The sequence below is a fragment of the Pullulanibacillus pueri genome, assembly GCF_014639255.1.
In the GTDB taxonomy this organism is placed as follows: domain Bacteria; phylum Bacillota; class Bacilli; order Bacillales; family Sporolactobacillaceae; genus Pullulanibacillus; species Pullulanibacillus pueri.
The window spans coordinates 1-13,215 of sequence record NZ_BMFV01000061.1; the positions used below are offsets into that span (position 1 = coordinate 1).

11 protein-coding genes, 6 tRNA genes, 1 rRNA gene and 1 pseudogene are annotated in these 13,215 nt (G+C 40.9%); 2 read left to right on the top strand and 17 right to left on the bottom strand.

Annotated features, from left to right (window positions below):
• Positions 1 to 152: 152 nt before the first annotated feature.
• From glmS to sigW, 6 genes are all read right to left on the bottom strand, one after another.
• Positions 153 to 1,955 (bottom strand): glutamine--fructose-6-phosphate transaminase (isomerizing), encoded by a 1,803-nt coding sequence (glmS, locus tag IEV91_RS21015; RefSeq protein WP_188499388.1) that lies wholly within the window; start codon positions 1,953 to 1,955, stop codon positions 153 to 155.
• A gap of 883 nt (positions 1,956 to 2,838) precedes the next feature.
• Complete coding sequence (glmM, locus tag IEV91_RS21020) at positions 2,839 to 4,194, bottom strand: phosphoglucosamine mutase (protein ID WP_188499389.1); 1,356 nt, start codon at positions 4,192 to 4,194, stop codon at positions 2,839 to 2,841.
• 42 nt (positions 4,195 to 4,236) lie between these two features.
• Complete coding sequence (locus IEV91_RS21025) at positions 4,237 to 5,496, bottom strand: CdaR family protein (RefSeq protein WP_188499390.1); 1,260 nt, start codon at positions 5,494 to 5,496, stop codon at positions 4,237 to 4,239.
• On the bottom strand, positions 5,489 to 6,310 hold the full coding sequence (gene cdaA / locus IEV91_RS21030) for a diadenylate cyclase CdaA (RefSeq protein ID WP_188499391.1): 822 nt from the start codon (positions 6,308 to 6,310) through the stop codon (positions 5,489 to 5,491). The genes IEV91_RS21025 and cdaA overlap by 8 nt, the downstream gene beginning before the upstream one ends.
• A 411-nt stretch (positions 6,311 to 6,721) precedes the next feature.
• Positions 6,722 to 7,357, bottom strand: a complete 636-nt coding sequence (locus tag IEV91_RS21035; protein WP_188499392.1) for a zf-HC2 domain-containing protein — start codon at positions 7,355 to 7,357, stop codon at positions 6,722 to 6,724.
• A 5-nt stretch (positions 7,358 to 7,362) separates the two neighbouring features.
• Entirely contained in the window at positions 7,363 to 7,935 is a 573-nt protein-coding gene (gene sigW, locus IEV91_RS21040; RefSeq protein ID WP_188499393.1) for an RNA polymerase sigma factor SigW, read from the bottom strand.
• A 195-nt stretch (positions 7,936 to 8,130) separates the two neighbouring features.
• Between sigW and IEV91_RS21045 the strand changes: the two genes are divergently transcribed.
• Positions 8,131 to 8,274, top strand: a complete 144-nt coding sequence (locus IEV91_RS21045; RefSeq protein WP_188499394.1) for an aspartyl-phosphate phosphatase Spo0E family protein — start codon at positions 8,131 to 8,133, stop codon at positions 8,272 to 8,274.
• 533 nt (positions 8,275 to 8,807) lie between these two features.
• Here the strand turns inward: IEV91_RS21045 and rocF are convergent.
• The 8 genes and pseudogenes from rocF to IEV91_RS21080 form a co-directional block, all read right to left on the bottom strand.
• On the bottom strand, positions 8,808 to 9,701 hold the full coding sequence (gene rocF, locus IEV91_RS21050) for an arginase (protein ID WP_188499395.1): 894 nt from the start codon (positions 9,699 to 9,701) through the stop codon (positions 8,808 to 8,810).
• 618 nt (positions 9,702 to 10,319) lie between these two features.
• Positions 10,320 to 10,535 (bottom strand): annotated as a pseudogene (gene tnpA / locus IEV91_RS21805) (IS200/IS605 family transposase); the annotation flags it as partial.
• A 186-nt stretch (positions 10,536 to 10,721) separates the two neighbouring features.
• Positions 10,722 to 10,797: transfer RNA gene (locus tag IEV91_RS21055), tRNA-Ala, on the bottom strand.
• Positions 10,798 to 10,808: 11 nt separating this feature from the next.
• Positions 10,809 to 10,893 (bottom strand) — tRNA-Tyr (locus tag IEV91_RS21060).
• Between the two features lie 70 nt (positions 10,894 to 10,963).
• Positions 10,964 to 11,039 (bottom strand) — tRNA-Val (locus tag IEV91_RS21065).
• Between the two features lie 6 nt (positions 11,040 to 11,045).
• Positions 11,046 to 11,120 (bottom strand) — tRNA-Glu (locus tag IEV91_RS21070).
• A gap of 101 nt (positions 11,121 to 11,221) precedes the next feature.
• Positions 11,222 to 11,599: a potassium channel family protein gene (locus IEV91_RS21075; protein WP_188499396.1), complete on the bottom strand. Its 378-nt coding sequence runs from the start codon at positions 11,597 to 11,599 to the stop codon at positions 11,222 to 11,224.
• A 65-nt stretch (positions 11,600 to 11,664) separates the two neighbouring features.
• Positions 11,665 to 11,814: a DUF3918 family protein gene (locus tag IEV91_RS21080; protein WP_188499398.1), complete on the bottom strand. Its 150-nt coding sequence runs from the start codon at positions 11,812 to 11,814 to the stop codon at positions 11,665 to 11,667.
• Between the two features lie 208 nt (positions 11,815 to 12,022).
• Between IEV91_RS21080 and IEV91_RS21085 the strand changes: the two genes are divergently transcribed.
• Positions 12,023 to 12,475 (top strand): hypothetical protein, encoded by a 453-nt coding sequence (locus IEV91_RS21085; RefSeq protein ID WP_188499397.1) that lies wholly within the window; start codon positions 12,023 to 12,025, stop codon positions 12,473 to 12,475.
• A 281-nt stretch (positions 12,476 to 12,756) separates the two neighbouring features.
• On the opposite strand, the gene IEV91_RS21090 is transcribed toward IEV91_RS21085, so the two are convergent.
• The 3 genes from IEV91_RS21090 to rrf form a co-directional block, all read right to left on the bottom strand.
• Positions 12,757 to 12,832 (bottom strand) — tRNA-Thr (locus IEV91_RS21090).
• A gap of 1 nt (position 12,833) precedes the next feature.
• Positions 12,834 to 12,908: transfer RNA gene (locus tag IEV91_RS21095), tRNA-Asn, on the bottom strand.
• Positions 12,909 to 12,974: 66 nt separating this feature from the next.
• Positions 12,975 to 13,090, bottom strand: a 5S ribosomal RNA gene (rrf, locus tag IEV91_RS21100).
• Positions 13,091 to 13,215: the final 125 nt, after the last annotated feature.

Consider the following 13,215-nt stretch of genomic DNA (forward strand, 5'->3'; position numbering starts at 1 on the left):
TATTTTTCACTTAACCAAAACAGCATTGTAAATTGTCTACAAACCCCAACATATATAATAGAGCCCTTTTTTGAGCTGACGAAGAAAGAAAAACAATATAAAAGCAAAAAGCGTCGGCATTTGCCAACGCTTTTTCATATTTATAATCATCCTTATTCTACTGTTACCGACTTGGCAAGGTTACGTGGTTTATCAACATCGCAACCGCGTTGTAGCGCAGCGTAATAAGCGATAAGCTGCATAGGTACAACGGAAACAAGTGGTGTGAGTGCGTCATGGACTTCTGGAAGGACAAGGCTGTCGCCTTCTTCATTTAAGCCTTCAAGACTGATGATACAGGCGTTGGCACCGCGAGCGACGACTTCTTTAACGTTGCTGCGGATGCTACCATTAACATGGGCTTGAGTTGCGAGTGCAAAAACAGGTGTGCCTTTTTCAATTAAGGCAATTGTCCCATGCTTAAGTTCTCCGCCAGCAAAGCCTTCCGCTTGGATATAGGATATTTCTTTAAGCTTAAGTGCCGATTCAAGGCAAACAAAGTAGTCAACCGCACGGCCAATATAGAATGCATTACGTGTATCTGCGAGGTATTCACGAGCAATATTTTCGAGAACTTCTTTTTGGTCAACCAATGCTGCCATAGCATTAGCGACAATTCCGAGTTCTTTTGTAAGATCGAAATCAAGTTCCATTCCCTTACCATTAGCAATATCCGCTGCCAAGATCGATAACACAGCCACTTGAGCGGTATAAGCCTTCGTTGATGCCACAGCGATTTCCGGACCAGCATGCAGCAGTAAAGTATGATCCGCTTCACGAGAGAGTGTTGAGCCGGCAACGTTCGTAATTGTCAATGTTCTGAAGCCAAGCTTTTTCACATGAACGAGAACGGCACGGCTATCCGCTGTTTCACCACTCTGAGAAATGAAAATAAATAATGGATTCTTAGAGAGAAGCGGCATATTATAAGAGAACTCACTCGCGATATGAACCTCAGTGGGTACACCTGAAAGATTTTCAAGCAATTGCTTACCTACTAAACCTGCATGGTAGCTTGTGCCGGCTGCCACTATATAAAGGCGATCAGAAGCGGCAATGGCTCCCCTGATATCTTCATCAATTGAGACCTGACCTTTGTCATCTTCATAGGCCATCACTATTTTACGAATAACCGCTGGCTGCTCATCAATTTCTTTGAGCATGTAGTTAGGGTAGGTGCCTTTTTCAATGTCACTAGCATCAAGCTCAGCAGTATAGGGTGCGCGATTCACTTCCTGGCCGTCGAGAGTTTCAATAGTATAACCCTCACGCTTAACGATGATCATCTCTTCGTCCATCAGTTCCACAAATTGATTGGTCACGTGAATCATGGCCATCGTATCACTGGCTACAACATTAAATCCATCGCCAACACCGACAAGCAATGGGCTCTTATTTTTAGCCACATAAATGGTGTCTGGGTCCTCACTATCAAGCATCGCAAAGGCGTAAGAGCCATGAAGAAGGGAAAGTGTTTTCCGAAAAGCCGCCTCGACTTCTTCCCCTTCATTGACAAACTTTTCGACTAATTGAACAACAGCTTCAGTGTCCGTTTCACTTCTAAGCTCGACGTCCTTCAAGTAGTCTGATTTCAGCTTATCATCATTTTCAATAACACCATTGTGAACTAAAGTAAAACGTCGTGATACACTCTGATGCGGGTGAGCATTTTCCTTATTAGGTTCACCATGAGTGGCCCAACGTGTGTGCCCTATCCCTAGCGTGCCATGTACCGATTCATCAACGGCTTTTTCAAGAATAGCAATCCGGCCCTTTTCCTTGAAAACATGCACACCATCAGAATTTTGTACAGCAATACCTGCCGAGTCATACCCGCGATACTCAAGCTTTTTTAAACCTTGTAATAAAATATCCTTTGAATCCTTAAGTCCAACATATCCTACGATTCCGCACATATCTTTTTCCCCCTGAAAAGTGGGGCAAGAAGCACGTGGGGTGTTCTTACCCCACTTGTTTTATTATGAATATGGATCACCGCAAGACTCTTGTGCAGCAGGTTGCCCCACTGTTTTGAAGTCTTAGCTTCCGGGAGTGATGTGCCCGAGAGGTATCCGCCGAATATCTCGATTAACCCTCTTCCTCGTCAACTGCCTTTATATAGATAATTAAAAAGTCCGGGGAACATTGCCGTCGAATTTTTTCGTTGCGTTGCCACTCCGCTACTCACGTACCTCATGTACGCTCCGTTACTCGTGACTGTCGCGTCTCAAACTTCTTGGCCCTGTTCGTCCTCCTTTTTTAATTCTTTTTATTAAAGCAGTCCTGGCGCTTTGTTATTCTCTTTTTGCGATCCACCTTTCTATTATTGACTAAACGTGACTCTTAAATTTTATAGAGAACTCTTCAAAATGTCAATGTCTATTCTTTAACATTATATGGAGCCCAAAAGTAAAGTGTGATGAATTATGAAAAACTCGGTTTTCAGCCCCATGCTGACAAATATGTTTACCGAGGCTCCTCATGCCTTCGTCAGATTCCTTTAGTTAGAAAAAAGGACGCGCGAAATGCCAGCCTTCTGGTTTGGAAATCAACACCGTTAGCACCAAATGGATTGGAGTGGAAGACGCGAGACTCCTTCGAAAATAGCACGCGTCCGAAGATCCATTTTTGAACACCATTCATCCATTCCAAAATGAGCTGAAGCCACTAAGGACGATCGGCTAAAAACGTCACGTCCTGTGACAACGCCGACCCTACCCACATCGTCCTGATGACCAAAAATCTTATATTTTCTTCCCTGTAGAAAAAAGGAGCGGTTCAGCCACCGCTCCTCAGGTCTTATGCCTCGTTATTCGTACCTAATTCTTCACGAACCACTTCAGCCACTTTATTCACATATTCGTCACATTCTTCTTCCGTTGGTGCCTCTGCCATAATTCTGACAAGAGATTCGGTACCTGAAGGGCGCACCAGAATCCGCCCATTCTCGCCAAGAGCGGCTTCTGCTCCTTGGATTGTCTGCGCTACTCTTGGATTTTCAGTCACTCGATGCTTGTCCACAACCTTAATATTAACAAGTTTTTGCGGGAATTTTGTGACTTCACCCGCCAATTCCGAAAGTTTTTTGCCTGTCGCCTTCATAATATTGACAAGTTGCAGACCGGAAAGCATGCCATCTCCAGTCGTTGTGTAGTTTAAGAAAATAATATGCCCCGATTGTTCGCCGCCTAAGGAATAGCCATTTGCTCGCATTTCCTCCATGACATAACGATCCCCAACAGCTGTTTTCTTGGTCTCTATGCCGACTTTATCGAGTGCTTTGTATAAGCCAATATTACTCATAACTGTTGTTACCAATGTATGCTGATTAAGTCTACCTTCTTCATTTAAATATCGAGCACAAATATAAAGGATTTGGTCACCATCAACAACTTCACCGTTCTCATCAATCGCAATCAAGCGGTCACCATCACCATCAAAAGCAAGACCAACATCGGCCCCATGAGCCTTGACATGTTCACTTAAGGTTTCAGGATGTGTCGATCCCACACCCTCATTGATATTGACTCCATTAGGGTTTGTCCCAATCGTTGTAATGTCGGCTTCAAGATCACCAAAGAGATGTGGGGCGAGGGCGGAAGTTGCCCCATGAGCACAATCCAAGGCAACGCGTAACCCACTAAAGTCCTCTTCTTCAACCGTTTGCTTTAGAAATTGCAAGTATTTCTGTGTGCCTTCAAAATAATCACTCACACTTCCAACATCGCCACCCGTTGGTCTTGGAATACTTGTCGGGTCATCCATTAACTGCTCAATTTCCTCTTCCTCTTCATCGCTTAATTTAAAGCCATCTCTTCCGAAGAATTTAATCCCATTATCCTCAACTGGATTATGTGAAGCTGAAATCATGACACCCGCTTGTGCTCCCATCGCCTTCGTTAAATAGGCTACACCAGGAGTGGAAAGGATACCGAGCCTCATGACCTCTGCACCAATTGAAAGTAGCCCTGCAATTAAAGCGGCTTCTAACATTTCCCCGGAAATTCTTGTATCACGTCCGACAAGAATTTTTGGGCGCTGACTATCCTTTGCGAGCGCAAAGCCACCTGCACTTCCTATTTTAAAGGCCAATTCGGGCGTTAATTCAGTATTTGCAATACCTCTAACACCATCTGTTCCAAAGTATTTACCCATTTCCTATCGCTCCTTTAGTTCCCTCTTGAAAGCTTCAAGCGGTCACTCTGTCTCTGAATCTTTTGCTTTTTTTCCATTTCTTATATTGATTTCTGCCTTCGAGATCTTTAATTTGTAATGAAGAAAATCTGGGACCTCAAGTTTAATTGGCACCTCATGTTTACCCGATGATAACTTAGACACATCAATCGTTGCCGTAATATCGGTTCGTCTTAATTGATTGAGGACGGACTCAGCTCCCGTTACTTCAACTTCAAGCGCCCCACTTTCTGGGTCGGTAAAGGTAGTGTCCCGGTCCTTACTTGCGATGTCATTGACCATAATAGGAATGTCCTCAATCGTTCGAGTAGTCTCTTTCCCAACATGGACCGTCACATCAATTTTGTCAGGCTCGACTCTCTCAGCATCCTTTGGTACAGGAACATCCACTTGAACCGTTTCTGTTTTGCGGAGCCCATCGACAGGGACTTCAATTTGTTTTATTTCTGAAAGACCGTCAAGGGTATCCTTTTCTCCAAAAACCTTTACAGAATCTTGTGCCACATCCATACTTTCAATCGCATAGCCATCAGAAGGCTCCCCTTTAGGTATGACAGATATCGGGACTTCTTTTGAAGGATTCTCGATCGGTATTTTCACTTTTGCTGTTGCCGGTTTTATATCTACTGTCAGTTGATTGCCATTCTTATCATAGGCATTGAGAGGCACAGTTTCATCAACTGACTTCGAGACATCTTTAAGATCAATAACCCCTTTTACAAAAGCAATCTGATTGACAATTTCTTCAGCACCAGTGACCGAAACCGTCTCTGGACTCACCTCATAATCACCGACTGAATAGCCATCAGCGATATTGGCGCGGTTTAATAAATCTACACTTACAGGAAATGTTTTCGTCAGTTTTTTCTGAATTGTCACCGTAACTGTTGATGGGATAACTTCAACATCTAAACTCGAAGAAAATCCAGAAGTTTGTATAGGGACCTCATATCTCCCAGGCTTTTTATTTTTCAAATCTACAAAAGCCTTATGCGTTCTTTGTAGCTTCGCATTGGTAATAATTTCAGATGGTCCTCTTAATCGTACTTGGACGCTAGACGGCAATCCCAAAACGATGTACTTATCATCATTGTAATTCGCCGAAAGGTCCTCATTAATCGTTTGTGTATCATTTCCATTTGATATTATATTTGAGTTATTATTTGAATCATGATCTTCCGATGTCACAATGCTAAACAAGGCGATCGCAATTAGAAGGGAGATGATTTTTATAAACCACGTATTTCTAAATAATTTATCCATTTTTCTTCCCTCTCCAGTTCCATCGTAATCCACTCGTCGATCTCACTTGAAAGAGCCAATCTTTCTCCAGTAGTTCTGTCAGTCTCTCCTCTGAAAGATTTCGATAGAGTTCACCGTTTTTGGTCAACGAAATGCCCCCTGTTTCTTCTGAAACAACAACGGTTAAACTATCGGTTACCTCACTGACACCCATAGCCGCTCTATGTCGAGTTCCTAATTCTTTAGAGATCAAGGGACTCTCCGATAACGGCAAATAACAAGCAGCGGCCGTAATTTCATTGCCCTTTAATATAACAGCCCCATCGTGTAGAGGCGTATTAGGGATAAAGATATTAATTAATAATTGCGAGCTCAAATGAGCATGCATGGGGATTCCTGTTTCTATGTATTCACTTAACCCTGTCTCTCTTTCAATCGACATTAAAGCACCAATGCGACGCTTAGCCATATAGCTTGTCGCCTTAACAATCGCTTCTATAGATTGCTTACGCTGATCTTCTTCATGGACCTCACGGGAGAAGAAGCGCCCGCGTCCGAGCTGCTCGAGTGCTCGACGGAGTTCAGGTTGAAAAATGATAATGATCGCCAGCAAGCCATAAGAAAGAGCTTCCCTCGTAATAAAATTCAATGTTCTAAGACCTAGAACATTACTCAGGAGCCAGACTACCACGATAACAATGATCCCTTTTGAAAACTGGACGGCTTTTGTCCCCCGAATCACCATTATAAGTTTATAAATTATGTATGTAACAACCAAAATATCAACAATTGATCGTAATAAGTTCAGGAAATTTATATCCGACCATGAAAACATGGCGCCCATCCTCCAAACAAGTATCAAAATATCTTTTTCAACTTATAATTATAACACAGGTAAAGATTTTATCGTAATGGAGTTCATTATTCACTAGATTTTAAAAAAAAGCAACTTTGATAGCCACGTCCACCCTTTAGATATATTAGATTATGGCTAAAGTTATAACCTTGATTGATTATTTTAAACAAGGGAACTCCCCACCCCAACCAAGGATAAGGCGACCCACCTTTTGATTAAAAAAGAGCACTTCAGCGCCATATTGCCAATGACATTGGATCCTTACTAATGGTAGAGTAACTTTTTAAAAGATAAAAAGGCCATCTCAATGGATGACCAACCCTTTTTAGAAAACTCGGCATCCGCCAAGCCTTAATGCAAACGCCGAGGTTGCACTTATAAGGTCTTCCGCTAAGTTGTAAAATCTGGCGTTACAAAAAACACAGAAGTAAAAAATCCTTTGATATGGTACCATACCCAACCTAAAATTTGATCAACCTTCTTAATGTGCCCACTTACATGTCCAGCGGATGCTAAAAGTGAATCACTATTAATCAGGACAACATCACCATCAACACGGCCTTCGATCTTAACCTTCCCGTCTTTTACGATTAAATCCCCTTTTATGGTTTGATCTTTGGGGACAATAACTGTATGATTTGCAGAATAGACGAGTTTATCATTTTGATTCTCGTCGCTTACTTCAGCTTGAAAAGTGGTTTGATTCCATAAGGAAGTGATATAACCGACCATTAATACCACAAAACACGCGGCGGCCACAATAAATGGATGCCGTTTAAACCAGCTCATTTTTGGGGAGACGCGTCTTTCTGGCAACCTTGCCATAACCTTCTGTGTAAAAAACTCCGGTACAGGCTCTTCTCCAATATTCTTTATCAAGTGTAGTGTGCTCAGTAATTCTTTGTAATGTTCCCGACAGTTAGAACATGTTTGAATATGTTCCTCTAATTCATGGCGTTCGCTTATACTCGCTTCCTCGTCTAAAACACGACCTATAAGCTTTCTCATTTCATCAGAACAAGCCATGATACTCACCTCTTTTTACTACGCTTCATGCGTTTCCTCAATGCCTCTCGTCCTCTGTGAATCCTTGTTTTTACCGTTGGAACCGGGAGATCAAGTATCTCGCTTATTTCTTTAAGGCTTAAATCCTCAATATATTTAAGAATAATGGCGGAACGGTATTTTGGAGGCAATTGATTTATTTCGTATTGAACCCATTCTTTTGTTTCTTGATCAACAACACGTTCCTCAGGAAGGGGTTCATCAATGGAAAATTGCGAGTACATTGTAAACCCATCAGTACCTGGAACTTCAGAATCAAGATAAGCCGCAGGTTTTTTGCGCCTAAGATAGTCAATGGAAAGGTTTGTCGCAATTCTATAGAGCCATGTTGAAAACTTCTTATCCAGTTCGTATCTATCAATATTTGTGTAAGCCCGCAAAAAAGCATCTTGAGCGAGGTCCTCTGCCTCTTGTGGAATGCCCACCATCCGCAAGCAAATATTGTACACTGGTTTTTTGTAAAATTCTACAATTTTAGCAAAGGCATCATGATCGCCTTTTCTTACTCTTAGGATCAGTTGCTTTACTTTGTCACTCATGTGCAAAGCCTCATTTCTATTGCTTTTCCTAATACGAATGAATTTAAAATAGGTTTCAAAAATATTTTAGCAAAGATTTCATTTGTTTGGGGACAAATTTTTATAAATAGGGATGAAAAAACAAGGGGTGTAAACAAGAGTGAAATCGGGAATAATCTATTAAAATTGAAGTGAATCTTGGAAAGGGGTTTTATAATGAGTAATCATTCAATTGAAATAGAGTTGATGCGACAAGATATTTACAAACTTGCTGAGACAAAGCCCTTAACTTCCCTTGAAATTATTCATAAAAGCCAAGAACTAGACAAACTATTAAACACCTATAAAAAAGCCGAATAGGAGTACCAGGCGAGCGTCACACCGACTGCTCATTAAAGCACTGAAAAAATACTAAAATGCATCATCGGCAAGCACGTTGATTGAAGGGGAGATCAAACAGCATCTACTTTAGACTCAGCTTGAATTCTATATTCACTTCCCTTTTGTTAATATGGGGCCGAGATAAAAGTATATAAGACAAAGGAAAAACCAAACGATTTTAAAGTCGTTCGTTTTTTCCTTTGTACATAAGTCGCTCCGTCAAAATACTTTGCTTTCCACGGGCAGGGCCTCAGCTCACCCGGGATTGAAATATGTTATCCCGAGTGGATCTTCAGCTCGTGCTATTCCCGCAGGACTAAGGAAAGCAACTAGGAGAATCATCTTCGCAGAAAAAATCGTGGTTCTTACGATTTTTTTGAGTCTACGTATTTTGACTACGCTTTATATTTGCGTCATAACACTTACTCATATTTAAAAATATGATTGTTCGTCTTTTGACTTGGCTTATTTCGTTATGTCCCGGCCTCCTTTCGTTTAGCTTCGACATTGAACTATAATAGTCTTTCACCAAAAAGGGATCCTAACAATTCAACTGCTACATCTGCTGTTTTATTTCTAATATCCAAAATTGGATTGATCTCAACAAACTCTGCGGACGTTACTAAGTCTGACTCCGATAACATTTCCATAGCAAGATGACTTTCCCTATAAGAGATTCCACCATAAACAGGTGTACCCACTCCCGGAGCATCATCAGGATCCAGACCATCTAAGTCTAAACTAAGATGGACACCGTCAGTATTTTCTTTTAAGTACTCAATGGTCTCATTCATGACCTGAGTCATTCCCAAACGATCAATTTCATGCATAGTATAAACTCGAATCCCTTTTTCCTTTATAAAGACACGTTCACCGTCATCTAAAGCACGGGCACCTATAATTACAATATTCTCTGGTTTTACTTTCGGTTGATATCCACCAATACTTGTTAAAAGTGAATGGCCATAACCTAAACTCACTGCTAGTGGCATGCCATGGATATTTCCGCTTGGAGAGGTTGCTTCTGTATTGAGATCTCCATGAGCATCATACCAAATAACACCCAAGTTCTTATAAGGCCGTGAAATCCCGGCTAACGTCCCAATAGCAATACTATGATCGCCACCCAATACCAACGGAAATCTGCCTTTTCCAACTTCACGTTTGACCATTCTATAAAGTTCATCGCTCGCTTTAGCAACCGCTTTCAAATTTTTAAGACCTTGGTGGGTTGGACGTTCGGATCTTCCTATAGAAAGATCACCACAATCCTCTACAGAGTAACCTAAAGCCTCTAATTTCTCAACAACGCCTGCGTATCGAATAGCACTTGGGCCCATGTCAACCCCGCGTCTCGATTGCCCTAGATCCATAGGTACACCGATTATGGATATCTGCTTTTTCATGATTGCCCCCCAATGTTTACTATGACTTTTAAATTTTAATCTCCTTCTATTGTCACACGCTTTTTCCTCAGTCGCAACACCCTATTTTTACTTTTCATCCCTTTGGTAATTTTCAGAGTAAAATAACGATACGAAAACTATATCAAGCGAATTGAACGAAGCTGCGTGTACAGGAACAGGAATATTAAAGATCAAGAATTAACAGTCTCGATTTTGAGAGTAAGATGATTTTTACCTTTCTCAACATGGCAAAAACCCGGCAAAGCACGGTCCTCATTCAGTTCGGCATTAAAAAGTTTTTTCACCAAAATGCTTCGTCAGTATCAAGTAGATTGGAGCGAAAGACGCGAGATTTCAAACACTTATATAGAGTGTGTTCCTTAGCGCTGCTGATTCACGGATACCTAAACTAGAGTCCTTAGGGACCACACGTGTCTGAAAACCATTTTGGGACACTAAATCGCCCATTCCAAAACGAGCTGAGACCGTGCCCCAGGAAGCGAGCGCTCTGAAGCGGGAATCCACACCGTCCTGATGACCAGAGCTTTATTTCTGTTCTTTTAAAATCAAAACGACCCGTCTACGGCTGAAAGCCTTTGTTGCTGGCCAGCCCTAACTTATCTTGGGTGGAATTCTCACTAACATATGATATGATCCATACATGCCTCTGCTTCTATTATCTCTCTACACCCTTTCTGTATCATTGTCTTAAGATCATTCCAATAAATTTTTCTCAACTTTCCATAGATGACTTGTTTCTATATTTTGGTGCGAATACTATGTGATACTTACAATCCACTTTGTATGTGCTAAACTATTTACATCAGCTGACATCCAGAGTCCCTCCTAGTCTGATAAATTTGGTCGACGAACCGAATTTTATTTTAGTACTAAAAGGGACTTTTATTAATACACCGCTTAAGCTTTTCTGAACCCTAGGGATAGCCTAGGGTTTTCCTTTTACAATAAAAACTGCCTATCAAATTTGATAGACAGTACAGTTAATATTCATTATTGTTATGGTGGAGCCTAGCGGGATCGAACCGCTGACCCCCTGCTTGCAAAGCAGGTGCTCTCCCAGCTGAGCTAAGGCCCCAATATGTAAGGTGGTGGAGGGAGGAGGATTCGAACCTCCGAACCCGTAGGGAGCGGATTTACAGTCCGCCGCGTTTAGCCACTTCGCTATCCCTCCATAATATAAACCAAATAACTCTTATTACACGTTATTTGGCTTTATGTTCACAGCATTCATTTTAAGGTTATGGTGGAGGATGCAGGGCTCGAACCTGCGACCCCCTGCTTGTAAGGCAGGTGCTCTCCCAGCTGAGCTAATCCTCCAACAAATGGTGACCCCTACGGGATTCGAACCCGTGTTACCGCCGTGAAAGGGCGATGTCTTAACCGCTTGACCAAGGGGCCATCTCGTATTGACTTCTCAATCCGACGCTTTTTATTATATCTAGACTTTCACGATTTGTAAAGGAAATAATAGAAGTAATTAAATTCTGATATTTTACTGACTATTTTTTAATATCCTTAGGGTCTTTCTTAAAGAACTTTTCAATCCTAGGAGGCGCAAGACGTAAGTATTGAACGGTAATCACAGCCGGCAATATGTATCCGACAGTTGCTTCAATAATAGCCACCATTCGCGACCATTCAAAAGGCGTAATATCCCCGTAACCTACTGAAAATAAAGTTATAGCACTAAAATATAATGTTCGAGTAAAAATATTCAACCATGCCGAATTGTAAAGCGGAGTGGGATGGTGTTCAACAATTTGCCCCAGTCCCAATACTTCTAAAATAATATAGATAAAGGTAAAGCTAATAATAATATTTCCACATAACATGAGTAACGCAATCGCATTATAAAAAATTTCCTTTTTATTCAACATAGGCATGTACCCCTTTGTACATACCTATGTTGAAAAACATTAAATTAATATAAAAACTTAATCCCTTAACGAGGGAATAGCTCTCCGGTTTGCTTCATTCGTCTAATTCTGTGTTTGACCATATTGCTCATTTTATTATTTGGGCGCATCATTTGATAAGCCGCAGCCCCTATGCCCACAGAAGCGACAATTGGCATCCAAACCTTATTACTCACTATGATCCCTCCAATTAATTTCTGGTTATCCACTATAAGTGAACATATTTAGGATAAGCACAACACACTCAAATCATGTTAGGAACCCATTACCAACATAAATCCATAAACGTTATATGAATGGCGAAAAACAAAATCAAAAAAATTTAAAATAAGTGAGTGAAAAAATCGATCTTATGAAAGACTAACTCTAAAAAGGATTTTTAAAATGATTGGCCTAATTACTGCTGTTGTTCTTTTTAATTCCCTCGCCTTTATTAAAAATAGGCGACTTAATAAAAGTCAAGTCATCCATATATGGCTTTTTACGATTGCTCTGCAATTAGTAGTCGATTCTTATATTGATTTGAAATACCATGGGTACTGGTATTTTTCAAAGGGTGTGGATTGGCCATCGCTACCTGCTATCACAATGTTAATTCCTCCAGTGAATATATTATTCCTGAATGGATATCCCTTTGGAAAACCCCGCTACAAACAAGGGCTTTATTTTTTTTGCTCCCTCTTTGCTTATTTTATATATGAACTCCTCACTTTACTTCCTGAACCTTGGGGATATTTTCATTACGGATGGTGGAATATTTGGTACTCAGCCATGGCTAACCCCATCTTGCTCATCCTGCTTTTAATTTTTTATAAATGGATATCAAAACTGACTTAGACACGTTTCATTAGATAAGATTAAATAGTAGGCATCTAAAATAGGATATCTCGAAGGATATCCTATTTTATCCCTTTATATGGTTTTCCTTCTTCGACACGTCTTCGTCGATTGTTTTGACCCTAACGGCTTGATCACGGATATACTACCATAGGGGCAAATTTGATTATGACATTTATTATTCGAACCCAAATTGTGACCGAATAGTGCCCATTCCAAAATAAACAGCAAAAAACGGGGCGTCGCATGTACGACAAACCCCGTTGTATCAACGTTTTTTATGGAGCTTCCAAACGGATTCGAACCGATGACCTCTTCCTTACCATGGAAGCGCTCTACCTACTGAGCTATGGAAGCATGGCTCCACAGGTAGGATTCGAACCTACGACCGATCGGTTAACAGCCGATTGCTCTACCACTGAGCTACTGTGGAATGTTAGAAATCACAAGTTTGAAAGCATAATTTCATAACCCAGTATTCAAAAAATCAAAATATAATGCCCGGCAACGTCCTACTCTCACAGGGGGAAGCCCCCAATTACCATCGGCGCTGAAGAGCTTAACGGCCGTGTTCGGGATGGGAACGGGTGTGACCTCTTCGCTATTGCCACCGGACAAGTATTATAATAAACATTTTTCATAAAAAAATCAATAGTTTTTTTGAAAAAAATGATTATTCCTTCAAAACTAGAAACGAAAGAAACAAAATAAAGTGGTTAAGTCCTCGACCGATTAGTATC

Excerpts from the sequence above, each read along its gene's own strand:
- cdaA (WP_188499391.1), bottom strand. The coding sequence starts at position 6,310 with ATGTTTTCATGGTCGGATATAAATTTCCTGAACTTATTACGATCAATT.
- glmS (WP_188499388.1), bottom strand. The coding sequence starts at position 1,955 with ATGTGCGGAATCGTAGGATATGTTGGACTTAAGGATTCAAAGGATATT.
- rocF (WP_188499395.1), bottom strand. The coding sequence starts at position 9,701 with ATGAAAAAGCAGATATCCATAATCGGTGTACCTATGGATCTAGGGCAA.
- sigW (WP_188499393.1), bottom strand. The coding sequence starts at position 7,935 with ATGAGTGACAAAGTAAAGCAACTGATCCTAAGAGTAAGAAAAGGCGAT.
- IEV91_RS21045 (WP_188499394.1), top strand. The coding sequence starts at position 8,131 with ATGAGTAATCATTCAATTGAAATAGAGTTGATGCGACAAGATATTTAC.
- IEV91_RS21025 (WP_188499390.1), bottom strand. The coding sequence starts at position 5,496 with ATGGATAAATTATTTAGAAATACGTGGTTTATAAAAATCATCTCCCTT.
- IEV91_RS21085 (WP_188499397.1), top strand. The coding sequence starts at position 12,023 with ATGATTGGCCTAATTACTGCTGTTGTTCTTTTTAATTCCCTCGCCTTT.
- IEV91_RS21035 (WP_188499392.1), bottom strand. The coding sequence starts at position 7,357 with ATGGCTTGTTCTGATGAAATGAGAAAGCTTATAGGTCGTGTTTTAGAC.
- IEV91_RS21075 (WP_188499396.1), bottom strand. The coding sequence starts at position 11,599 with ATGTTGAATAAAAAGGAAATTTTTTATAATGCGATTGCGTTACTCATG.
- glmM (WP_188499389.1), bottom strand. The coding sequence starts at position 4,194 with ATGGGTAAATACTTTGGAACAGATGGTGTTAGAGGTATTGCAAATACT.